At 70.7% G+C, this 19,299-nt stretch carries 17 protein-coding genes; 9 read left to right on the top strand and 8 right to left on the bottom strand.

The window, feature by feature from the left end; translation table 11 throughout:
- Positions 1-3: 3 nt before the first annotated feature.
- Positions 4-2,523, bottom strand: coding sequence for a DNA gyrase subunit A (gene gyrA / locus Q3W68_RS08450; protein ID WP_302904880.1), 2,520 nt, complete (start codon positions 2,521-2,523; stop codon positions 4-6).
- Positions 2,524-2,653: 130 nt separating this feature from the next.
- Positions 2,654-4,600, bottom strand: coding sequence for a DNA topoisomerase (ATP-hydrolyzing) subunit B (gene gyrB, locus Q3W68_RS08455; RefSeq protein ID WP_302904881.1), 1,947 nt, complete (start codon positions 4,598-4,600; stop codon positions 2,654-2,656).
- A gap of 546 nt (positions 4,601-5,146) precedes the next feature.
- Here gyrB and Q3W68_RS08460 point away from each other — a divergent pair.
- Positions 5,147-5,701, top strand: coding sequence for a hypothetical protein (locus Q3W68_RS08460; RefSeq protein ID WP_302904882.1), 555 nt, complete (start codon positions 5,147-5,149; stop codon positions 5,699-5,701).
- Here the strand turns inward: Q3W68_RS08460 and Q3W68_RS08465 are convergent.
- Positions 5,686-6,174, bottom strand: coding sequence for a MarR family winged helix-turn-helix transcriptional regulator (locus Q3W68_RS08465; RefSeq protein ID WP_302904883.1), 489 nt, complete (start codon positions 6,172-6,174; stop codon positions 5,686-5,688). The two genes, Q3W68_RS08460 and Q3W68_RS08465, sit on opposite strands and share 16 nt — an antisense overlap.
- 84 nt (positions 6,175-6,258) lie before the next feature.
- Between Q3W68_RS08465 and Q3W68_RS08470 the strand changes: the two genes are divergently transcribed.
- Entirely contained in the window at positions 6,259-6,498 is a 240-nt protein-coding gene (locus Q3W68_RS08470; protein WP_216927903.1) for a hypothetical protein, read from the top strand.
- Here Q3W68_RS08470 and Q3W68_RS08475 read toward each other — a convergent pair.
- The 5 genes from Q3W68_RS08475 to dnaA all read right to left on the bottom strand — a co-directional run bounded on the left by Q3W68_RS08475 (position 6,489) and on the right by dnaA (position 13,374).
- Positions 6,489-6,995, bottom strand: coding sequence for a DUF721 domain-containing protein (locus tag Q3W68_RS08475; RefSeq protein WP_302904990.1), 507 nt, complete (start codon positions 6,993-6,995; stop codon positions 6,489-6,491). The genes Q3W68_RS08470 and Q3W68_RS08475 overlap by 10 nt on opposite strands.
- 88 nt (positions 6,996-7,083) lie before the next feature.
- On the bottom strand, positions 7,084-8,217 hold the full coding sequence (recF, locus tag Q3W68_RS08480) for a DNA replication/repair protein RecF (RefSeq protein WP_030269563.1): 1,134 nt from the start codon (positions 8,215-8,217) through the stop codon (positions 7,084-7,086).
- 16 nt (positions 8,218-8,233) lie between these two features.
- Complete coding sequence (gene gnd / locus Q3W68_RS08485; protein WP_269703327.1) at positions 8,234-9,106, bottom strand: phosphogluconate dehydrogenase (NAD(+)-dependent, decarboxylating); 873 nt, start codon at positions 9,104-9,106, stop codon at positions 8,234-8,236.
- Positions 9,107-9,146: 40 nt separating this feature from the next.
- Positions 9,147-10,280, bottom strand: a complete 1,134-nt coding sequence (dnaN, locus tag Q3W68_RS08490) for a DNA polymerase III subunit beta (RefSeq protein ID WP_194800281.1) — start codon at positions 10,278-10,280, stop codon at positions 9,147-9,149.
- 1,222 nt (positions 10,281-11,502) lie between these two features.
- Positions 11,503-13,374 carry a chromosomal replication initiator protein DnaA gene (gene dnaA / locus Q3W68_RS08495; protein WP_302904884.1) on the bottom strand — a complete coding sequence of 624 codons (1,872 nt, stop codon included), beginning with the start codon at positions 13,372-13,374 and terminating at the stop codon, positions 11,503-11,505.
- Between the two features lie 576 nt (positions 13,375-13,950).
- Between dnaA and rpmH the strand changes: the two genes are divergently transcribed.
- The 7 genes from rpmH to Q3W68_RS08530 all read left to right on the top strand — a co-directional run bounded on the left by rpmH (position 13,951) and on the right by Q3W68_RS08530 (position 19,295).
- Entirely contained in the window at positions 13,951-14,088 is a 138-nt protein-coding gene (gene rpmH / locus Q3W68_RS08500) for a 50S ribosomal protein L34 (protein ID WP_013289388.1), read from the top strand.
- A gap of 34 nt (positions 14,089-14,122) precedes the next feature.
- Positions 14,123-14,536, top strand: a complete 414-nt coding sequence (gene rnpA, locus Q3W68_RS08505) for a ribonuclease P protein component (RefSeq protein WP_302904885.1) — start codon at positions 14,123-14,125, stop codon at positions 14,534-14,536.
- 44 nt (positions 14,537-14,580) lie between these two features.
- Positions 14,581-14,820, top strand: coding sequence for a membrane protein insertion efficiency factor YidD (yidD, locus tag Q3W68_RS08510; protein ID WP_013477538.1), 240 nt, complete (start codon positions 14,581-14,583; stop codon positions 14,818-14,820).
- Positions 14,821-15,822 carry a membrane protein insertase YidC gene (yidC, locus tag Q3W68_RS08515; protein ID WP_302904886.1) on the top strand — a complete coding sequence of 334 codons (1,002 nt, stop codon included), beginning with the start codon at positions 14,821-14,823 and terminating at the stop codon, positions 15,820-15,822.
- A gap of 211 nt (positions 15,823-16,033) precedes the next feature.
- The gene (locus Q3W68_RS08520) at positions 16,034-16,624 is read left to right on the top strand and encodes a R3H domain-containing nucleic acid-binding protein (protein WP_302904887.1); all 591 of its coding nucleotides are present in this window, start codon (positions 16,034-16,036) and stop codon (positions 16,622-16,624) included.
- 350 nt (positions 16,625-16,974) lie between these two features.
- Entirely contained in the window at positions 16,975-17,712 is a 738-nt protein-coding gene (rsmG, locus tag Q3W68_RS08525; RefSeq protein ID WP_302904991.1) for a 16S rRNA (guanine(527)-N(7))-methyltransferase RsmG, read from the top strand.
- Positions 17,713-17,957: 245 nt separating this feature from the next.
- A complete protein-coding gene (locus tag Q3W68_RS08530) occupies positions 17,958-19,295 on the top strand; it encodes a ParA family protein (RefSeq protein WP_302904888.1) in 1,338 nt (445 codons plus the stop codon).
- Positions 19,296-19,299 lie beyond the last annotated feature (4 nt).

A 19,299-nucleotide genomic window follows, 5' to 3' on the forward strand; every position in this document is an offset into this window, starting at 1 on the left:
CAACTAGTCCTGTTCGTCAGGCTCGTCGGCATTGCGAGCAATCGCCACGATAGTCACGCCGTCCGGGAGGTCCATCAGCTTGACCCCCATTGTGTTCCGGTCACGCGTACGGCGTACAGGCTTCACCGGAGTCCGGATGACGCCGCCGTTGCTCGTGATGGCGAACAGCTCGTCCTCCGGATCGATCACGACCGCGCCGACCAGGCCACCGCGTCGCTCGGTGATCTTCGCGGTCAGCACGCCCTTACCTCCCCGGCCCTGGACCGGGTATTCCTCGATCGGGGTACGTTTCGCGTAACCCCCGTTCGTCGCGACCAGAACGTCCAGACCCTCTCGCACCACCTCGACCGCGAGCAACTCGTCCTCGCCGCTGAAGCGCATGCCGATCACCCCGGAAGTGGCCCGGCCCATCGGGCGCAGCGCCTCGTCGGTGGCGTTGAAGCGGATCGCCTGGGCGTTCTTCGACACGAGCAGCAGGTCGTCCTCCGGAGCGACCAGGACCGCACCGACCAGTTCGTCCTCATCGCGCAGGTTGATCGCGATGATGCCGCCGGAACGGTTGGAGTCGAACTCCTCGAGCCGCGTCTTCTTCACCAGGCCGTTCTTCGTGGCCAGTACCAGGTAGGGGGCCACCTGGTAGTTCGGGATTTCAATGATCTGCGCGATCTGCTCGTCGGGCTGGAACGCGAGCAGGTTGGCCACGTGCTGGCCCTTGGCCACCCTACTGGCCTCGGGAAGCTCGTACGCCTTCGCCCGGTAGACCCGACCCTTGTTCGTGAAGAACAGGATCCAGTCGTGGGTAGAGCATACGAAGAAGTGGCTGACGATGTCGTCCTGGCGGAGCGTCGCCCCGCTGACGCCCTTCCCGCCGCGCCGCTGCGACCGGTAGAGGTCGACCTTGGTCCGCTTCGCGTACCCGGTGCGGGTGATCGTCACCACCACGTCCTCGCGGGCGATGAGGTCCTCCATCGAGACCTCGCCGTCGAACGGGACGATCTTCGTACGCCGCTCGTCGCCCCACTTCGCGACGATCTCGCCCAGTTCCTCCGAGACGATCCGCCGCTGCCGCTCCGGCTTGGCCAGGATGTCCTTGAGGTCGGCGATCTCCAGTTCGAGCTTCGCCAGGTCGTCCAGGATCCGCTGCCGCTCCAGGGCGGCGAGCCGGCGCAGCTGCATGTCCAGGATCGCGGTCGCCTGGACCTCGTCGATGTCCAGCAGCCGGATCAGGCCCTGCCGGGCGTCCTCCACAGTGGGCGAGCGGCGGATCAGGGCGATCACCTCGTCCAGCGCGTCCAGCGCCTTGGACAGACCACGCAGGATGTGCGCCCGCTCCTCGGCCTTGCGCAGCCGGAACGCGGTCCGCCGCCGGATCACCTCGATCTGGTGCTCGACGTAGTAGAGGATGAACTGGGCCAGGTTGAGCGTGCGCGGCACACCGTCGACCAGCGCCAGCATGTTGGCGCCGAACGTCTCCTGGAGCTGGGTGTGCTTGTAGAGGTTGTTCAGCACCACCTTGGCGACCGCGTCGCGCTTGAGCACCAGGACGATCCGCATGCCGGTACGCCCGGAGGACTCGTCGCGGATGTCGGCGATGCCGGCGAGCTTGCCCTCCTTGATCAGCTCGGCGATGCGCTCGGCGAGGTTGTCCGGGTTGACCTGGTAGGGCAGCTCGCTGACCACGAGCGCCGGCCGGCCCCGCTTGTCCTCCTCGACCTCGACCACGGCGCGCATCCGGATCGAGCCGCGCCCGGTCCGGTACGCGTCCTGGATGCCCGCCTGGCCGACGATCAGGCCGTGGGTCGGGAAGTCCGGACCCTTGACGATCTCCAGCAGGGCTTCCAGCGCGGTGGCCTCGTCGGCCTCCGGGTGCTCCAGGCACCACTGCACCGCCGCGCCGATCTCGCGCAGGTTGTGCGGCGGGATCTTGGTGGCCATGCCGACCGCGATGCCCTCGGAGCCGTTGATCAGCAGGTTGGGGATACGCGACGGCAGGATGGTGGGCTCCTTGGCCCGGCCGTCGTAGTTGTCCTGCAGGTCGACGGTGTCCTCGTCGATGTCCCGCAGCATCTCCATCGCCAGCGGGTCGAGCTTGCACTCGGTGTAGCGCATGGCGGCGGCCGGGTCGTTTCCGGGCGAGCCGAAGTTGCCGTTGCCGTCGACCAGCGGGTAGCGCAGCGACCACGGCTGCGCCATCCGGACCAGAGCGTCGTAGATGGCCGAGTCGCCGTGCGGGTGGAACTGGCCCATCACGTCGCCGACGACGCGGGAGCACTTCACGTACCCGCGGTCCGGCCGGTAGCCGGAGTCGAACATGGCGTAGAGGATCTTGCGGTGGACCGGCTTGAGCCCGTCCCGGACGTCCGGCAGGGCCCGCCCGACGATGACGCTCATCGCGTAGTCGAGGTACGAGCGCTGCATCTCGACCTCGAGGCCGACCGGCTCGATCCGGTCGTGCTGGACGACCGCAGCCAGTGTCTCCGGGGTCTCCGGCTCGTTCGGGGTGGACTCGGGAGTATCGGTCACTGTTAACCCTTATCAGACTCAGAGTCGTGGTCTCGCTGTGGATAACGGCTGTGGAAAGCGGCCAGACTGTGGATAACTCTGTGGACCGCCGGGCCGGCCGGTGGATGTCCGGCCGGCCCGGGCGCGTCCGTCAGATGTCCAGGAACCGCACGTCCTTGGCGTTGCGCTGGATGAACGACCGGCGGGCCTCGACGTCCTCGCCCATCAGGACGCTGAACAGCTCGTCCGCGGTGGCGGCGTCGTCGAGCGTGACCTGGCGCAGCGTACGCGTGGCCGGGTTCATCGTGGTCTCCCACAGTTCGGGGTAGTTCATCTCGCCGAGACCCTTGAACCGCTGGATGTCGTCCGGGCGGGCGTTGGGCTTCTTCTGCTGGCGCAGGGCGATCAGCCCGTCGCGCTCGCGGTCCGAGTACGCGTACTGGGCGTCGTCGCCCTTCTTGTTCCACTTGATCTTGTAGAGCGGCGGGGCGGCCAGGTAGACGTGGCCCAGCTCGACCAGCGGCCGCATGAACCGGAACAGCAGGGTGAGCAGCAGCGTCTGGATGTGCTGGCCGTCGACGTCGGCGTCCGCCATCAGCACGATCTTGTGGTAGCGCAGCTTCTCGATGTCGAAGTCGTCGTGGATGCCGGTGCCGAGCGCCGTGATCAGCGCCTGCACCTCGGCGTTCTTGAGCACCCGGTCGATCCGGGCCTTCTCGACGTTGAGGATCTTGCCGCGGATCGGCAGGATCGCCTGGACGCGCGGGTCGCGGCCCTGCTTGGCCGAGCCGCCGGCCGAGTCGCCCTCGACGATGAAGACCTCGGACTCGCGCGGGTCGGTGGACTGGCAGTCGGCCAGCTTGCCGGGCATCGAGCCGGACTCCAGCAGCGACTTGCGCCGGGCGAGCTTGCGCGCCTGCTGGGCGGCGATCCGGGCCCGCGCCGCCTGGGACGCCTTCTGGATGATGATCTTCGCCTCGGCCGGGTTGCGGTCGAACCAGTCGACGAGCGACTCGTTGCAGACCCGCTGCACGAAGCCCTTGACCGGGGTGTTGCCCAGCTTGGTCTTGGTCTGACCCTCGAACTGCGGGTCGGTGAGCTTGACCGAGATGATCGCGGCCAGGCCCTCGCGGATGTCCTCACCCGAGAGGCGCTCGTCGCCCTTGAGCAGCTTCTTCTCGGCGCCGTAGCGGTTGACGACGCTCGTCAGCGCGGCCCGGAAGCCCTCCTCGTGGGTGCCGCCCTCGTGAGTGTTGATGTTGTTGGCGAAGGTGTAGACCGACTCGCCGTACGACTCGTTCCACTGCATGGCGATCTCGACCGACATGCCCGTCTCCTCGGCACCGAACTCGACCACCGTCTTGTGGATCGGGCTCTTGGAGGCGTTGAGGTGCCGGACGAAGTCGGCGATGCCGCCCTCGTAGTGGAAGGTGACCTCGCGGGTCTTGCCGTCCTCGTCCTCCGGGACCCGCTCGTCGAGCAGGTGGATGGTCAGACCCCGGGTGAGGAAGGCCATCTCCTGCAGGCGCCGGTAGATGGTGTGGAAGTCGAAGTCGACGGTCTCGAAGACGTCCGGGTCGGGCCAGAAGGAGACGGCCGAACCCGTGCGGTCGGTCGCCTCGCCCTTCTCCAGCGGCGTCGGCTTGGAGTGGTCGTACCGCTGGCGCCAGACGAAGCCGTCCTTGTGGATCTCCACGGCCATCCGGGTGGACAGCGCGTTCACCACGGAGACGCCGACGCCGTGCAGGCCGCCGGAGACCGCGTACGCCTTGCCGTCGAACTTGCCGCCCGCGTGCAGCACGGTCAGGGCGACCTCGACACCCGGCTTCTTCAGCTTGGGGTGCAGGTCGACCGGGAAGCCACGGCCGTTGTCGGTCACCCGGACACCGCCGTCGGCCAGCAGCACCACGTCGATGGTGTCGCAGTGCCCGGCCAGCGCCTCGTCCACCGCGTTGTCGACGACCTCCCACACCAGGTGGTGCAGACCGCGCTCGCCGGTGGACCCGATGTACATACCGGGCCGCTTCCGGACCGCTTCCAGGCCCTCGAGAACGGTGATGGACTCGGCGCCGTACTTCTTGTTGTCCTCCGCTGCCACCCTCGGCCACTTTCTCGCACCGGCCGCGCGTGGGCGCGGGGGCGCGGGTTCGGCGGACAGGACGCGACGTCGGCGCGCACGGACCGCCCCTGGGATCGCCAGGTCGGGTCATGCGCGCCGGGCGCCGCGGTTGCCCGCGGATCGCGATCGGCTCGGACCCGATGCGGGACTATGATCGAGGGCCCACCGGGCCCCTGTCCGTCGCTCCGTCTCGGGTCTTTCGTCTCGTCCCCAATCTTACTGTGCGGAGCCGACCAAACCGCCACTCGGCACCCTCTCCGAGGCGGCTGAGAATGCCGTAGCCGGACGAACCGCGCCGCCCACGACTCCCCCTACACGCCATCGGGGCGGTGCCGCGCCACCGGCCACCGTGAGCCGCGACGGTCATCCGACCGGTGATCGGCGGCTGCCCCGACCGGGGGTCGCGGCCCGGCCCGGCGTGCCGTAGCTTTTGCGGCGCCGCCGTTGCGGTCTTGATCTTTTGCGCCCGGAACCGGGACGATCGTCGGAGATGGTCCGAAAACGCTTGGTGAGAGGTGACGCCAGATGGGGCTGGACAACGTCGCGGTGCACTGGCCGCGGACCGGCCGCTTCTACGACCCGGTCGCGCCGGCTGAGTTCGTGGACTTCGGCGAGATCGTGGACATGCCCCGGATCTCCGCGCCGACCGCGGCGCTCGCCGAGCTGATCGCGAAGACCGGCACGGTACGGGCGACCGCGTACACCGAGTTGGTCGACCTGATCCTCGGGCTGGAGAATGTGCTCTACGCCACAGAGAACGCGGTCGAGGACGAGGACCCGGTGATCGACCCGGACGGCTGCTCCTGGATCGCCGAGGGCGTGGAGAAGTTCGTCGCCCGGCACCGGCCGTACGGCGAGTCGGTCACGTTCGAGTCGGTGAGCGAGGTGCTGCGCGCGCTGCTCGGCGACGGCCGGCTGGCCGAGCAGCAGCTCCGCTGGCTGGACACCCGGCTGGACCGGCTGCGGGACGAGAGCGGCGAACCGCCGCAGTGGAACTTCACCTGCGCCGAGCTGAGCGTGCTCGCGGCCTTCTACCGGCGCTGCGCCGAGCGGGGCTTCGCGGTCTACGCCGACGCCTGACCGGGCGCCGCAGCGCCGGGAGAAGACGTGGCCCGGTTGGCCGCCGCGATCACCTCGGTCAGCGCCGAGTGCAGGTGCCGCAGGTCGGCCAGCGGCAGGCCGAGGCGCTGCACGACGGCCGGCGGAATCCGCTCGGCCTGCGCCCGCAGCGCCTTCCCGGCGGCGGTGAGCGAGACGGCCAGGCTGCGTTCGTCGGCGGCGTCCCGCTCCCGCCGGATGTAGCCGGCCGCCTCCAGTCGCTTGAGCAGTGGTGACAGCGTGCCCGGGTCGAGCTGGAGCAGCCGGCTCAGGTCTCGCCCGGACAGCGGCGCGTGCTGCCAGAGCGCCAGCATGACCAGATATTGCGGATGGGTGAGCCCCATCGGCTCCAGCAGCGGCCGGTAGACCGCGACGACGCTCCGGGCGGCGACTGAGAGCGCGAAGCAGACCTGCTGCTCCAGCGCCAGCGGGTCCTCCTCGATGCCGTCGGTCACCGTTGTCCTCCTCGTCGTCGTTGCGATCGTAGCAATGATTGGTGTACCAATGGTTTGCACGCAAAACAGGGAGAGGGCGGCGGGATGAGCGACGACGAGCAGGTGGGCGACGCCTCCGGCAAGGGTGGCCGCCTGTTGGGCTGGGTGTTCCGCAACCTCGCCGGCCCGTCCCAGGTGCAGGGCGCGGTGCAGGGCGGCTCGCAGCTGGCCCGCGAGGCCTGGAAGCAGGACCTGGAACGCCGCAAGCAGTGGAGCCGCGAGCAGCGCGAACTCAAGCGCGCCCGGCGTGAGGCGCGGCGTTCGGGCGGCGTCGGTCAGCCGTAGGTGTCGCGGGGGCCGCGACCGCGTACCCGTCGAGGGCCGCGCGACCACGACGGCGCCGCCGGCCCGTGGATGTGCAGCTTGCGCACCACGTTGTGGCCGACCTCCCGGGCGATCTGCTGCAACAGCGAGCCCGCCAGCAGGCGCAGCTGGGTGGCCCAGGCCGTCGAGCGGGCCTCCACGGTCAGCTCGCCGTCCTCCAGCTTGACCGGGCGGCTGTGCTGCGCGACCTCCGCGCCGACCACCTTCTCCCACGCGCCGAACACCGTCGCCTCGGCGACCGGCTGCTGCCAGCCGCGCGCCTTCATCAACTTGTCCAGCACCGCGCCGAGCGGCTGCGGATCGCGCGGGTCCGGCCCCGGGCCGGAGTAGCCGCGCAGCCGCTTCTCGCCGTCGCCGCGGACCGCGCCGCGCCGCCGGGGCGCCGCCGCCTGACGCCGGGCCTTCGCCGCGTCGAGCACCGCCCGGGCCAGTTCCGGCCCGGTCGTGCCGTCCGGCAGGTTCGCGGCCGGCTCGCCGTCCGAAGGCTTTCCCGGGGTACGCGCGTCGCGTCCCGGCCCCAGCCGCGCGGGCGGGAGCTGCACCTCGTCATCCGGCACGTCGCACCGTCCCCTCGCCCACCGCGTACCGGGTGCCGCGCAGCGTCGCCGGCACGTCGTCGTCCACGGCACAGGTGACCAGGAGCTGACTCGCGCCGCCGACCAGCTCGGCCAGCCGTTCCCGCCGGCCGGTGTCCAGCTCGGCGAAGACGTCGTCGAGCACCAGCACCGGCTCGATCCCGTCGGCGCGCAGCAGGTCGTACCCGGCCAGCCGCAGCGCCAGCGCGTACGACCAGGACTCGCCGTGGCTCGCGTACCCCTTTGCGGGCAGCGGGCCGAGCGTCAGCGCCAGGTCGTCGCGGTGCGGGCCGACGAGCGTGGTGCCGCGCTCGATCTCGGCGGCCCGGTTCGCGGTCAGCGCGGCGGCGAGCGCCTCCGCCAGCGCCGCGCGGTCGGCACCGGGTTCGGGCAACTCGACCGAGGGCCGGTACGCGATGCCCGCCGCGCCGCGGCCGGCGGCCACCGCGTCGTACGCCTTCGCGACGTGCGGGGTCAGCGCGGCGACCAGCTCCAGGCGGCCGGCGAGCAGGTCCGCGCCGTGCTGCGCCAGATGCGCGTCCCACACGGCCAGCGTCGACAGGTCACCGCCGCGTGTGCCACCGGTCTTGCGAGCGAGGTACGAGGTACGCAGCAGCGCGTTGCGTTGCTTGACCACGCGCTCGTAGTCGGCGCGTACCCCGGCGTAGCGGGGCTGGCGGGTGACCAGCAGGTCGTCCAGGTAGCGGCGGCGTTCGGCCGGGTCGCCGCGGACCAGTTCCAGGTCCTCCGGCGCGAACAGCACCAGGCGCAGCGCGCCGAGCACGTCCCGGGCGCGCCGGGCCGGGGACCGGCCGAGCCGGGCCCGGTTGGCCTTGCCCGGGACGATCTCCAGCTCGACCAGCAGCTCCCGGCCCTCGTGTACCACAGCGCAGCGGATCACCGCCGAGGCGGCGCCCATCCGCACCAGCGGGGCGTCCGTGGCGACCCGGTGCGAGTCCAGGGTCGCCACGTAGCCGAGCGCCTCGACCAGGTTGGTCTTGCCGACGCCGTTGGCGCCGACGAGCACGTTCGGACCCGGCTCCAGGTCGACGCCGACGCGCTCGTAGGAGCGGAAGTCGACCAGTTCGAGCCGGCGGACGTACACAGCCTGTGGATACCGGTCAGCGCTTGTGGACGGCGTGGCCGCCGAACTGCTGGCGCAGCGCGGCGACGGCCTTCATCGCGGGCGAGTCGTCCTGCCGGGAGGCGAACCGGGCGAAGAGCGACGCGGTGATGACGTTGAGCGGCACGGCGAGCCGGACCGCCTCGTCAACGGTCCACCGGCCCTCGCCGGTGTCCTCGGTGTAGCCGCTCAGCTCGGCCAGCTCCGGGTCCTCGTCCAGTGCCCGGTCCAGCAGGTCGAGCAGCCAGGACCGGACCACAGTGCCCTCGCGCCACGACTTGAACACGCCGGGCACGTTGGTCACCAGCTCCGAGGCGGCCAGCAGCTCGTAGCCCTCGGCGTACGCGTGCATCAGGCCGTACTCGATGCCGTTGTGCACCATCTTGGCGTAGTGGCCGGCGCCGACCGGGCCGGCGTGCACGAAGCCGAACTCGCCCTCGGGCTTGAGCGCCTCGAAGATCGGCATCAGGCGCTCGACGTGCTCCTGCGCGCCGCCGACCATCAGCGCGTACCCGTTCTGCCGGCCCCAGACGCCGCCGGAGACGCCGACGTCGATGTAGCCGATGCCCTGCTCGTTCAGCCGCTCGGCGCGCGGGGCGTCGTCGCTGAAGCGGGAGTTGCCGCCGTCGATGATGATGTCGCCCTCGCCGAGCACACCGGCGAGCTCGTCGATGGTGGCGTCGGTGACGCCGGCCGGAACCATGACCCAGACCGCGCGGGGCGACTGGAGCTTCTCGGCAAGCTCGGCCAGGCTCGCGGCGTCGCTGATCTCCGGGTTGTGGTCGTAGCCGACCACCTCGTGCCCGGCGGCGCGCAACCGCTCCCGCATGTTGCCGCCCATGCGGCCGAGTCCTACCAGGCCGAGCTGCATCTGCTCCTACCTCCGTACGTCAGGGTCGTGCTGCCTGCGATCAGCGGGACACGCGGATCGGCATGATGAGGTACCGGTACCCCGGGATGACCTCGCCATCCTCGCCGGCCGGGGAGATGACCGCGGGCTTGAACGCGTCGACGAACCGGAGCAGGGCGTGCTGCGCGCCCAGGTTGGCCAGACCGTCGATGAGGTACTGCGGGTTGAACCCGATGGTCAGCGGTTCGCCGCTGAAGGTGGCCTCCATGGCCTCGCTGGCCCGGGCCTCCTCGGTGCCGCCCGCCTCGACCACGAGACCGTCGGCGCTGAAGCTGAGCAGGACCGGGGTGGTGCGCTCGGCGACCAGCGCGACGCGCTTGACCACCTCGATGAGCGAGGAGACGGCGACGCGCGCCTCGGCGTTGTGGTCGGCCGGGAACAGCGAGCGCACCGGCGGGTAGTTGGCGCCGTCGAGCAGCCGGCTGGTGGTCCGGCGGGTGCCACCGGAGAAGCCGATCATGCCCTCACCGGCACCGCCGGAGGAGAGCGCCATGGTGACGTGGCCGCCGAGCGGGCCGAGCGCCTTCGCGGTGTCGTGCAGCGTACGGGCCGGCACCAGCGCGTTGAGGCTGATCTCCGGGTCGTCCGGGTTCCACTCCATCTCGCGCAGCGCGAGCCGGTAGCGGTCCGTCGCCAGCATGGCCATCGTGCTGCCGCTCAGCTCGATCCGGACGCCGGTCATCATCGGCAGCGTCTCGTCGCGGCCGGCGGCAACTGCCACCTGGGCCACTGCGGAGGCGAATGCGGCAGCGTCGACGGTGCCGGCGCTCTCGGGCATCTCCGGCAGCGTCGGGTAGTCCTCCACCGGCATGGTGGGCAGCGTGAACCGGGCGCTGCCGCAGACCAGTTCGAGGTGGGCGCCGACGGCGGCGATGTCCACCGGCTTGGCCGGCAGGGCCTTGGTGATCTCGGCGAGCAGGCGGCCGGAGACCAGGGCGGCGCCGTCCGCGTCACCCTGCACCTCGACCGTCACCTGGCTGGAGACCTCGTAGTCGAAGCCGGAGACCTGGAGGTTGCCGTCGGTGACCCGGAGCATCACCCCGGCCAGCACCGGTACGGAGGGTCGGTTGGGCAGGCTCTTGGCGGTCCACGCGACCGCCTCGGCGAGCGCGTCGCGCTCCACTCGGAACTTCATCAATGCCTCCGCGTCGACGTCAGCGACAACTCTCTCATGCCGACCGCTGCCACCCGTCCCGCCCGACCGTGCGGGTACCCATCGCACCTTAAGGCGCTGGGGCATCGGCTGTGCGCCCGACCCCGTGGATCCAGGTGCCGGGGCGACTGCCGACGGCAGTGCTTCGGCCCGATCCACAGGAAGTCCAACGGTGATGATTGGTTTTTGTTGTTTAGAAGAGATAACTCATCGTCTTCATCGCACCTGTGCAAACTGTGGAGAACTCCCGTCTGCGCAGGTCAGACACGTTATCCACCGGTGGTTTGGCTGTGGAGAACCAGGGGTATAACTCGTGTCCCGGTCCACAGCCCTCGCCGGCCGCCGGGTTTTCCACGGCTGTCCACCGGTTGTCCACCGGTAATCCACTGGTTTTCTCCCCAGCGCTGTGGACAACGCCGGCCGGGCACACAGCCGTCATCCCCAGAACCTTCAACAGCCCGCCCACAGGCGGACCGCCGTCTGGGGACAACGTGATCGTCATCCCCAGGCATCCACAGCTTCGTCCCCAGGAGTTGTCCACAGTCTGTGGGTAACCGGCCGGGTGCGGAGCGTGGTTGTCCACCGCCTGTGACACAGGGGCTGTGGACAACGGGTACGAGCTGTGGACGAACACACGACCGATCCTGGGCCCTCCACCGGGTCGAGGGTCAACCGTTGCCGCTGTCGGCTAGTTGCCACCCGCCGACCACACCCACCCTGGCCCCGTCGATCATGAAGTTGACGGCGTCTGGTGTCCGTTTCGTCGCCGTCAACCTCATGATCGACGGAGAGGACGGCGGGTCGCGGCGGGACAGTGGTGACGGGTGGGGCGCCGTGGTGCGGGCCGGACCATGCCCACGGGCCGAGCGGTCCCCGCACGAGTCCCGGCTGCAACGGCGCCCGGCTGCCCGGCCCTCCGCGGTGCCCGGATCGGACCGCCGCGCGACTCGGCGCCCAGGCCCTGAAGAGATCTTGGTAAGAAGCGGCCCCTATGGGGGCGTCGAGCTTCCAAGATCTGCGATGGAGTCCGTGGCGGCCGGGTCGCTCCTGGAGCCAGCGAGACTCCGGCCCGATTCCGAGCTGGCGACACCCACTGCCGCCCTCGCCTTGTTGACCAAGGAGTTCGGGGCGGGGATGACGTGTCTCGCGCACACAAACTCCTTGATCACCGCCGGCGGGCGGGGCGGCGCGAACGGAGGGTGGGTCAGGTGTTCTGCTTGATGCGGTTCGTCAGCTCGGCGATCTGGTTGTAGAGCGAGCGCCGCTCCGCCATCTGCTGCCGGATCTTGCGGTCCGCGTGCATCACCGTCGTGTGGTCCCGGCCGCCGAACGCCTGCCCGATCCGGGGCAGTGACAGGTCGGTCAGCTCGCGGCACAGGTACATGGCGACCTGGCGCGCGTTCACCAGCACCCGGGAGCGGGAGTGGCCGCGCAGGTCCTCCAGGCTCACGCCGAAGTAGTCGGCAGTGGACACCATGATCTGGTCCGCGGTGATCTCCGGGCCGGCGCCGTCCGGGATGAAGTCCCGCAGCACCTCCTCGGCCAGCGACAGCTCGACCGAAGAACGCGTGAGGCTGGCGAAGGCGGTGACGCGGATCAGCGCCCCCTCCAGTTCGCGGATCGAGTTCGACACCCGGGACGCGATGAACTCCAGGACGTCCGGCGGAGCGAACAGCCGCTCCTGCGCCGCCTTCTTCTGGAGGATCGCGATGCGTGTCTCCAGGTCCGGCGGCTGGATGTCGGCGAGCAGGCCCCACTCGAAGCGCGTACGCAGGCGGTCCTCCAGCGTCGCCAGTTGCTTCGGCGAGCGGTCGGACGTGATCACGATCTGCTTGTTCGCGTTGTGCAGCGTGTTGAAGGTGTGGAAGAACTCCTCCTGCGTCCGCTCCCGGTTCTCCAGGAACTGGATGTCGTCGATGAGGAGGATGTCCACGTCGCGGTAGCGGCGCTGGAACGCGCTCGTCTTGTCGTCACGCAGCGAGTTGATGAAGTCGTTGGTGAATTCCTCGGTCGAGACGTACCGGACCGAGCGCGCGTTGCCGAGCGTCGTGGCGTAGTGCCCGATGGCGTGCAGCAGGTGGGTCTTGCCCAGCCCCGAGCTGCCGTAGATGAACAGCGGGTTGTACGCCTTGGCCGGCGACTCGGCCACCGCCACGCTCGCGGCGTGCGCGAACCGGTTGGACGAGCCGATGACGAACGTCTCGAACATGTACTTCGGGTTGAGCCGGTTGCCGCCGCTCTCCGTACCGCCGGGGAGCCTGCGGTCGGCCTGGCCGCCGCCGGGGCGGTGGTGGTCGGCGCCACTGCGGCCGGGGCCGTTGTCGGTGGCGCCGTCGCGGGGCAGGCCGCGCATCGGCGCGGGGTCGGCGGGCGGGCTCTCCCGGTAGCGGGGCTCGTATCCGCCGGCGTCGGGCACCGATGGCTCGACCCGGGTGCGTTCGTCGAAGGCGCGGCGCTCGGGCGCGGTGCGTACCGGCTCGGCGAACGCGGCGCTGAAGAGCGTGTCCTGCGCGTCCCGGCCGGCCGGGATCAGGTGCGGGCGGCCGCCGTCGGCGCTCCGCTGGCGCGGTGCCGGCTCGTCGAGCGGCTGCTCCGGACGCCGATCGGCGTACCCGGGCTCGGGGCGGGCCTCGGCATACCCGGGCTCGGGGCGGGCCTCGGCGTACCCGGATTCCGGGCGGGGCGACGGGAAGGCCGGGGCGGACGTGTGCGGGCCGGGCTGGTCGAAGCCGGGCAGCGGGGCGGCGCCGTCGTGCTCGGGCAGCGGCTCGGGGCTGCTGCGGTAGACGGTGCCCGCCGGGCGGGCACCCGGGTCGTCGGCGACCCGTACGGTGACCGCCACCTGGATCGGTCGGCCGAGCCGGCGGCTCAACGCCTCGGTGATGGCCGGACGGAGCCGGGATTCGATCACGTCCCGGGTGAAGGCGTCCGGCACCGAGAGCAGAGCGGTGTCCTCGACGATCGCCCGCAGCCGGGTGAGCCGGAGGTACGCCCGTTGCTGCGCGGAGATGATCTCGTCGGCGAGTTCGTCGGTGGTCGCCGTCCACACCGCGGCAAGGTCGGTCGCTCCGGTCACCGTCGTGCCACCCCCTCGCCTGCTCCTTCTCACGCCCGCCCGGACGGCTGACCGGTCGTCATCCACAAGTTATCCACAGCCTGTGTACCGACCGATTGTGGCCGCCCACCGGACGCGGGTCGGACCTGCCCCCCTCGATCCACGGAGGCGTTGAAGCGGGTTCACCGTGCCGAACGATTCAACAGCGTGTCCGGTCTTGCCGATCGGCGACAAACCCCGGACCCCCGACGCCGACCGCAATCGCGCACGCTAACAGCGCGGACCCCACAGCATCAACCGGCGACACCCTGACGACCTTGGCAACATCAGTGAAAACCGCCCCTTCGGTCGCGCTTGCCCGCAGGTCGGACGCCCGAGTGTGACGTTTGACGGTCATTGCGCCCCTGCGTAGGCTGGAGCGGCTGCTCTCTCGCCCTCTGCTAGGGTGATTGATGCTTGCTGTCCGTGGCTGTCACCCCGCATCGCCGGGGAGCGTGTCACGGCAGCGCCGATCGGAGGTCACCGACAGGTGATCTGGACCAGCACACGACCCCGGGCGATCCGCCGCGCGGGGCGTACGACAACGGAGAGCCTGACGTGAGCAAGCGCACCTACCAGCCGAACAACCGCCGGCGCGCGAAGACCCACGGCTTCCGGCTGCGCATGCGCACCCGTGCCGGCCGCGCCATCATCTCGACCCGTCGCTCCAAGGGCCGCGCCCGCCTGTCGGCCTGAGGCCGACAGGTCCGGTCCGGGGACGTGGGCAGTCGTGCTGGCCGCCGCGCAACGACTGCGGCGCAGTAACGACTTCGCCGCAGCGGTTCGCGGTGGCCGACGCGTCGGCCGTGGCGCCGTCGTGGTCCACCTGACCCTCCCCGAGCCGATCGGCACCACCGCGACACTCTCGCCGGAGCCGGCGCGGAGCAGCGGTGCGGAGACCTCCGCACCGAGCCGCGCCGGCTTCGTCGTGTCCAAGGCCGTCGGCGGCGCGGTGGTCCGCAACAAGGTCCGCCGCCGGCTCCGGCACCTGGTCCGCGAGCGGCTGGCCGAGCTGCCCGCCGGCACCACCCTCGTGGTACGCGCGCTGCCCGCATCGGCCGACGCGACGTACACCCGGCTCGGGGCCGACCTGGACGCGGCCATCGCCGCCGCGCGGGCCCCCCGGGGACGGCGGTCGCGATGAGCGGGCCGACGACCGCGACTCCGCCGCCCACAACCGGTGCCCGCATGCTGCTGGCGCCCATCATCGCGTACCGTCGGTGGATAAGTCCGGCACTGCCGGCCCGCTGCCGGTTCTACCCGTCGTGCAGTGCCTACGCCGTCGAGGCGGTGTCCCGGCACGGTGCGCTGCGGGGAGCCTGGCTGACGGTCCGTCGGCTGTCGCGCTGCCACCCCTTCCACCCTGGTGGACACGACCCGGTTCCGGAGCCGGGCGACCGCCGCCGTTCCGACGTGACTGGAGCCTGAGTGTTTAGTCTCGACTGGATCTACTACGCGATCTCGTGGATCCTGCTGGCCTGGCACTCGGCCTGGGACGCCATCGGAGTTCCGGTCGGGGCCGTGATCGGTACGAACTGGGCCTGGATCCTCGCCATCGTCTTCCTGGTGGTGACGGTCCGGGTGATCCTGTTCCCGGTCTTCGTCAAGCAGATCAAGTCGCAGCGTGCCATGCAGGCGCTCCAGCCGAAGGTCAAGGAGCTCCAGGAGAAGCACAAGGGTGACCGGGAGACGCTCCAGAAGGAGATGATGGAGCTCTATCGGAAGGAAAAGGCCAACCCGCTCATGGGCTGCCTTCCGATGTTCCTCCAGATCCCGGTCTTCCTGGGCCTGTTCCACACGCTGCGCCGCCTCAGCCCCGACAACCAGGGCAAGACCCTGTACGGCTGGACCGTCGACCAGTTCAACAGCGCCTCCAACGCGACGCTGTTCACCGCGCCGATCTCCGGCAAGTTCGGCTCCACGGCCGAGGAACTGAGCCGGCTGGGCGCGAGCACCGGCACGGTCAAGGTGGTCGCCGGCATCCTGGTGCTGATCATGATCGCCACCACCTACCTGACCAGCCGTCAGATGATCCTCAAGACCGGGTGGGCCGAGGACCCGCAGCAGCGCATGGTGCAGCGGCTGATGCTCTACGGCATCCCGCTGTCGCTGCTGATCTCCGGTGCGATCTTCCCGATCGGTGTGATCATCTACTGGGTCACCAACAACCTCTTCACGCTCGGCCAGCAGCAGTGGGTGCTGCGGAAGTTCCCGCCGCCGCCGACCGCGAAGAGCACCAGCGCCGCCAAGAGCACCTCCGGCAAGAGCCCGGTGCAGCCGGCGAAGGCCGGTGGCCTGTTCGGCCGCAAGGCGGCCCAGCCTCCGGCGAAGGCTCCGGCCGCGGCGCCGAAGGTGGCCGGCCCGAAGCCGGGCGCCAAGCCGGTCAACCCGAAGAAGGGCGGCAACAAGCCCGCCAAGCGACAGGGCTGAGCCCACAGGGGCCACCGTCGCGACGCCGGCGGTGGCCCGTTCCGGCCGCGTGCTGCCATCCGAGGAGTCGGCGCCGGGCCGGAATCGCCGCGCGGAGCGCGGACACGGGCGAAACTGGCCCGTACAGACGTGCCCGAGGGCACCCGGCGAACCTCCCGCCGGCCCCGGGAGACCAGCGGACCCCCGACGGTCCGGCCGAGCGAGTACGGAGATGAGACCCGTGACCGAGACCAGCACCCCCAGCGCCGACCAGTCCCTGGACGAGGAGACCCCCGTTACCGCCGCCACCGAGACCGAGGACGCCGCGGGCGAGGCCCGGGAGAAGAAGGCCCCGGCCGAGAGCGACCTGTTCCGGCAGAGCGAGATCGCCGCCGACTACGTCGAGGGTCTGCTGGACATCCTCGACTACGACGGCGACATCGACGAGCTGGTGTCCGGCGGCCGTCCGGTCGTCGAGGTGGTCGGCGGCCGGCTGCAGAACCTGGTCGGCCAGCGCGGCGCGACCCTGGAGGCGCTCCAGGAGCTGGCGCGGCTGGCCGTGTTCCGTCAGACCGGCACCCCGAGCCGGCTGCTGCTCGACGTCGGCGGCTACCGGGCCGCCCGGCGCAAGGAGCTGGCCGCCGTGGCGAAGAACGCGGTCGAGAAGGTCAAGGAGCACGGTGAGCCGGTGCGCCTGGAGCCGATGTCCGCGTTCGAGCGCAAGTGCGTGCACGACGTGGTGAACGCGATGAGCGGGGTGGAGAGCGAGTCCGAGGGCGTCGAGCCCAACCGCCGCATCGTCGTCCGGCCGGTGGCGGACTGAGGTCCGTGATCTCCGACGAGACGACGGCAGGAGCCGTGACCGGCCCGGGTGGCACGCCGCCCGGGCCGTCGGCTGTGCGCCCCGACAACACAGTCGACCCGGTCTTCTCCGACCAGGACGGGCCGGCCGACCCGGCGTACCCGACAGTGACCGACCCCGGCGAGCCCGCCTTCTCCGCCGAGCCGGCGGTGGTGACCGGGATCGAGCCCGCCGACCCGGCGGTGGACGTGACACCCGCCTTCTCCGGTGAGCAGGCGGCGGACGTGACGCCGGCCGACCCGGCCGCGGTGGCCGACGCGGTCTTCGCGGAGCCGACGGAGGACGCACCGTCCCTCGTGGACAGTGGTGCCGTGCCCGGTCCGGCGTCGGCGACGCTGCCGCCCGAACTGGCGGAGGCCGCCCGGGCGTTGTTCGGCGACCGGCTCGACCTGGCCGCCGCGTACGCCGAACTGCTCGCCACCGATGGCGTGGTCCGCGGCCTGATCGGCCCGCGCGAGACGCCGCGGCTCTGGGAGCGGCACCTGCTCAACTGCGCGGTGGTGGCGGAGCGCATCCCGGAGGGGGCCCGTGTGATCGACGTCGGCTCCGGCGCCGGGCTGCCCGGTCTGGTGCTGGCGATCGCGCGTCCCGACCTCACCGTGACGCTCGTCGAGCCGCTGGCTCGGCGGGTCGCCTTCCTGATCGAGGCGGTACAGCGTCTCGGCCTGACCCGGGACGTCCGTGTGTTCCGTGGGCGGGCCGAGGAGGCGGCGGCCGGCTCTCGTGACCGGGAACCGCTGAGCGCCGACATCGTGACGGCCCGCGCGGTGGCGCCGCTGGACCGGCTCGCCTCCTGGTGCCTGCCGCTCGTGACCCCCGGCGGCCGCCTGGTTGCGCTCAAGGGCGCATCGGCCGCCGACGAGATCACCGAGCACGCCGAGGCCGTGATCCGCCTCGGCGGCGGGACGCCGGAACTGCATCGCTGCGGTGAAGGGGTGATCGAACCCCCGGCAACGGTGATCGAGGTGGTCCGGGAGCGCGTGGTCAACCCGCGTCGTCCGAAGAAGCCGAAGCGGTCGCGTGGCGGTCGCCGTCGCGGCGACCGCTGAGCGGGTACGCCATTCCGCACGCCCGATCCGGTCGTTGGACCGGTGGGCGTGACGCGATCGATCACAACCCGACATGGACCCACCGCGCCCGTCGGCCGTAGGCTGACCGCGCGTCGATAGTGTGGAACGGCGGTGCCGGGCGGCACCCGAACCCGACGGTTCCCGCCGAGCCGACGGCGCCGTGCGAGGCGCGGACGCGATTCGACGGGCGCGGACCGACCATCCGGAGCGGGTAGGGATGACAGGTGCATGACGACGGCAGGTACGACGATCCACGGTTGACCGGACCAGGAGGGCAGCCCTCCGCCAACCCCGTTTCACGTGAAACCAACTTCCAGGAGCGGACGGTGAACGAGTCCGGCGAACCGTCCTCCCCGTACCCGGCCCAGCCGTCGACGCGACGGGAGCCGTCGGTCGGCGGGCCCGTACGTCCTGTCTCGTCGGCGCCGGCGAACGTACCGCCGGCCCGCGACCCGCTCGACCCGGCCGACGGTCCGGTGAACGCACCGACCCCACGCCCGCCCGCGGTGCGGGCGAACGCCGCGGTACCCACCCGCTACGAGCCCCAGCCGCCCGTCTCGGCCGTGCCGCATCAGGCCGTCCCCGAGGTCACCGTGGCGCCGTCCGACACGCCACAGGCGGACGGGTACGGGGACGAGGTAGACGCCAGCACGTACGTTTCACGTGAAACCCCAACGCGCGAAGAGGATGATCCACCGTTGGCTATGGAGGCGATGCGCGCCGTGCAGATCCTGAATCCCAGTGGCGAGGTCACCATGCCGCGCCCCGACCGGACCCGGGTGATGTGCGTCGCCAACCAGAAGGGCGGCGTGGGTAAGACGACCACCACCGTGAACCTCGCCGTGGCGCTCGCGCTGCACGGCAACCGGGTGCTCGTGGTCGACCTTGACCCCCAGGGCAACGCCTCCACCGGTCTGAACGTCCCGCACCACACGGGCGTGCCCGACGTGTACGACTGCCTGATCGACAGCGTGCCGCTCGAAGAGGTGGCCCAGGCCGTCGAGGGCATCCCGAACCTGTGGTGCGTACCGGCCACGATCGACCTGGCCGGCGCCGAGATCGAGCTGGTCTCCGTGGTGGCCCGGGAGTCCCGCCTGGCGCGGGCCATCGCCGCGTACCCGGGGCACTTCGACTACGTCTTCATAGACTGCCCGCCGTCGCTCGGCCTGCTCACAGTCAACGCGCTCGTGGCCGCGCAGGAGGTACTGATTCCGATCCAGTGCGAGTACTACGCGCTGGAGGGCCTCAACCAGCTGATCAACAACATCAACCTGGTCCGTCAGCACCTCAACCCGAAGCTTGAGGTGTCCACGATCCTGCTCACCATGTACGACAGGCGTACCCGGCTGGCCGACGCGGTGGAGCAGGACGTCCGGAACCACTTCGGAGACAAGGTTCTCCAGGCCGTCATCCCCCGCAACGTGCGTGTCTCCGAGGCACCGAGCTACGGCCAGTCGGTGATGACCTACGATCCCGGTTCGCGGGGGGCCACGAGTTACTTCGAGGCCGCCCAGGAGATCGCGGAGCGAGGCGTCAAGGAGCCGGTGAGCCGGAATGCGTAGTGCG

This window comes from Micromonospora sp. C28ISP2-4 (genome assembly GCF_030519385.1).
GTDB lineage: Bacteria > Actinomycetota > Actinomycetes > Mycobacteriales > Micromonosporaceae > Micromonospora > Micromonospora tulbaghiae.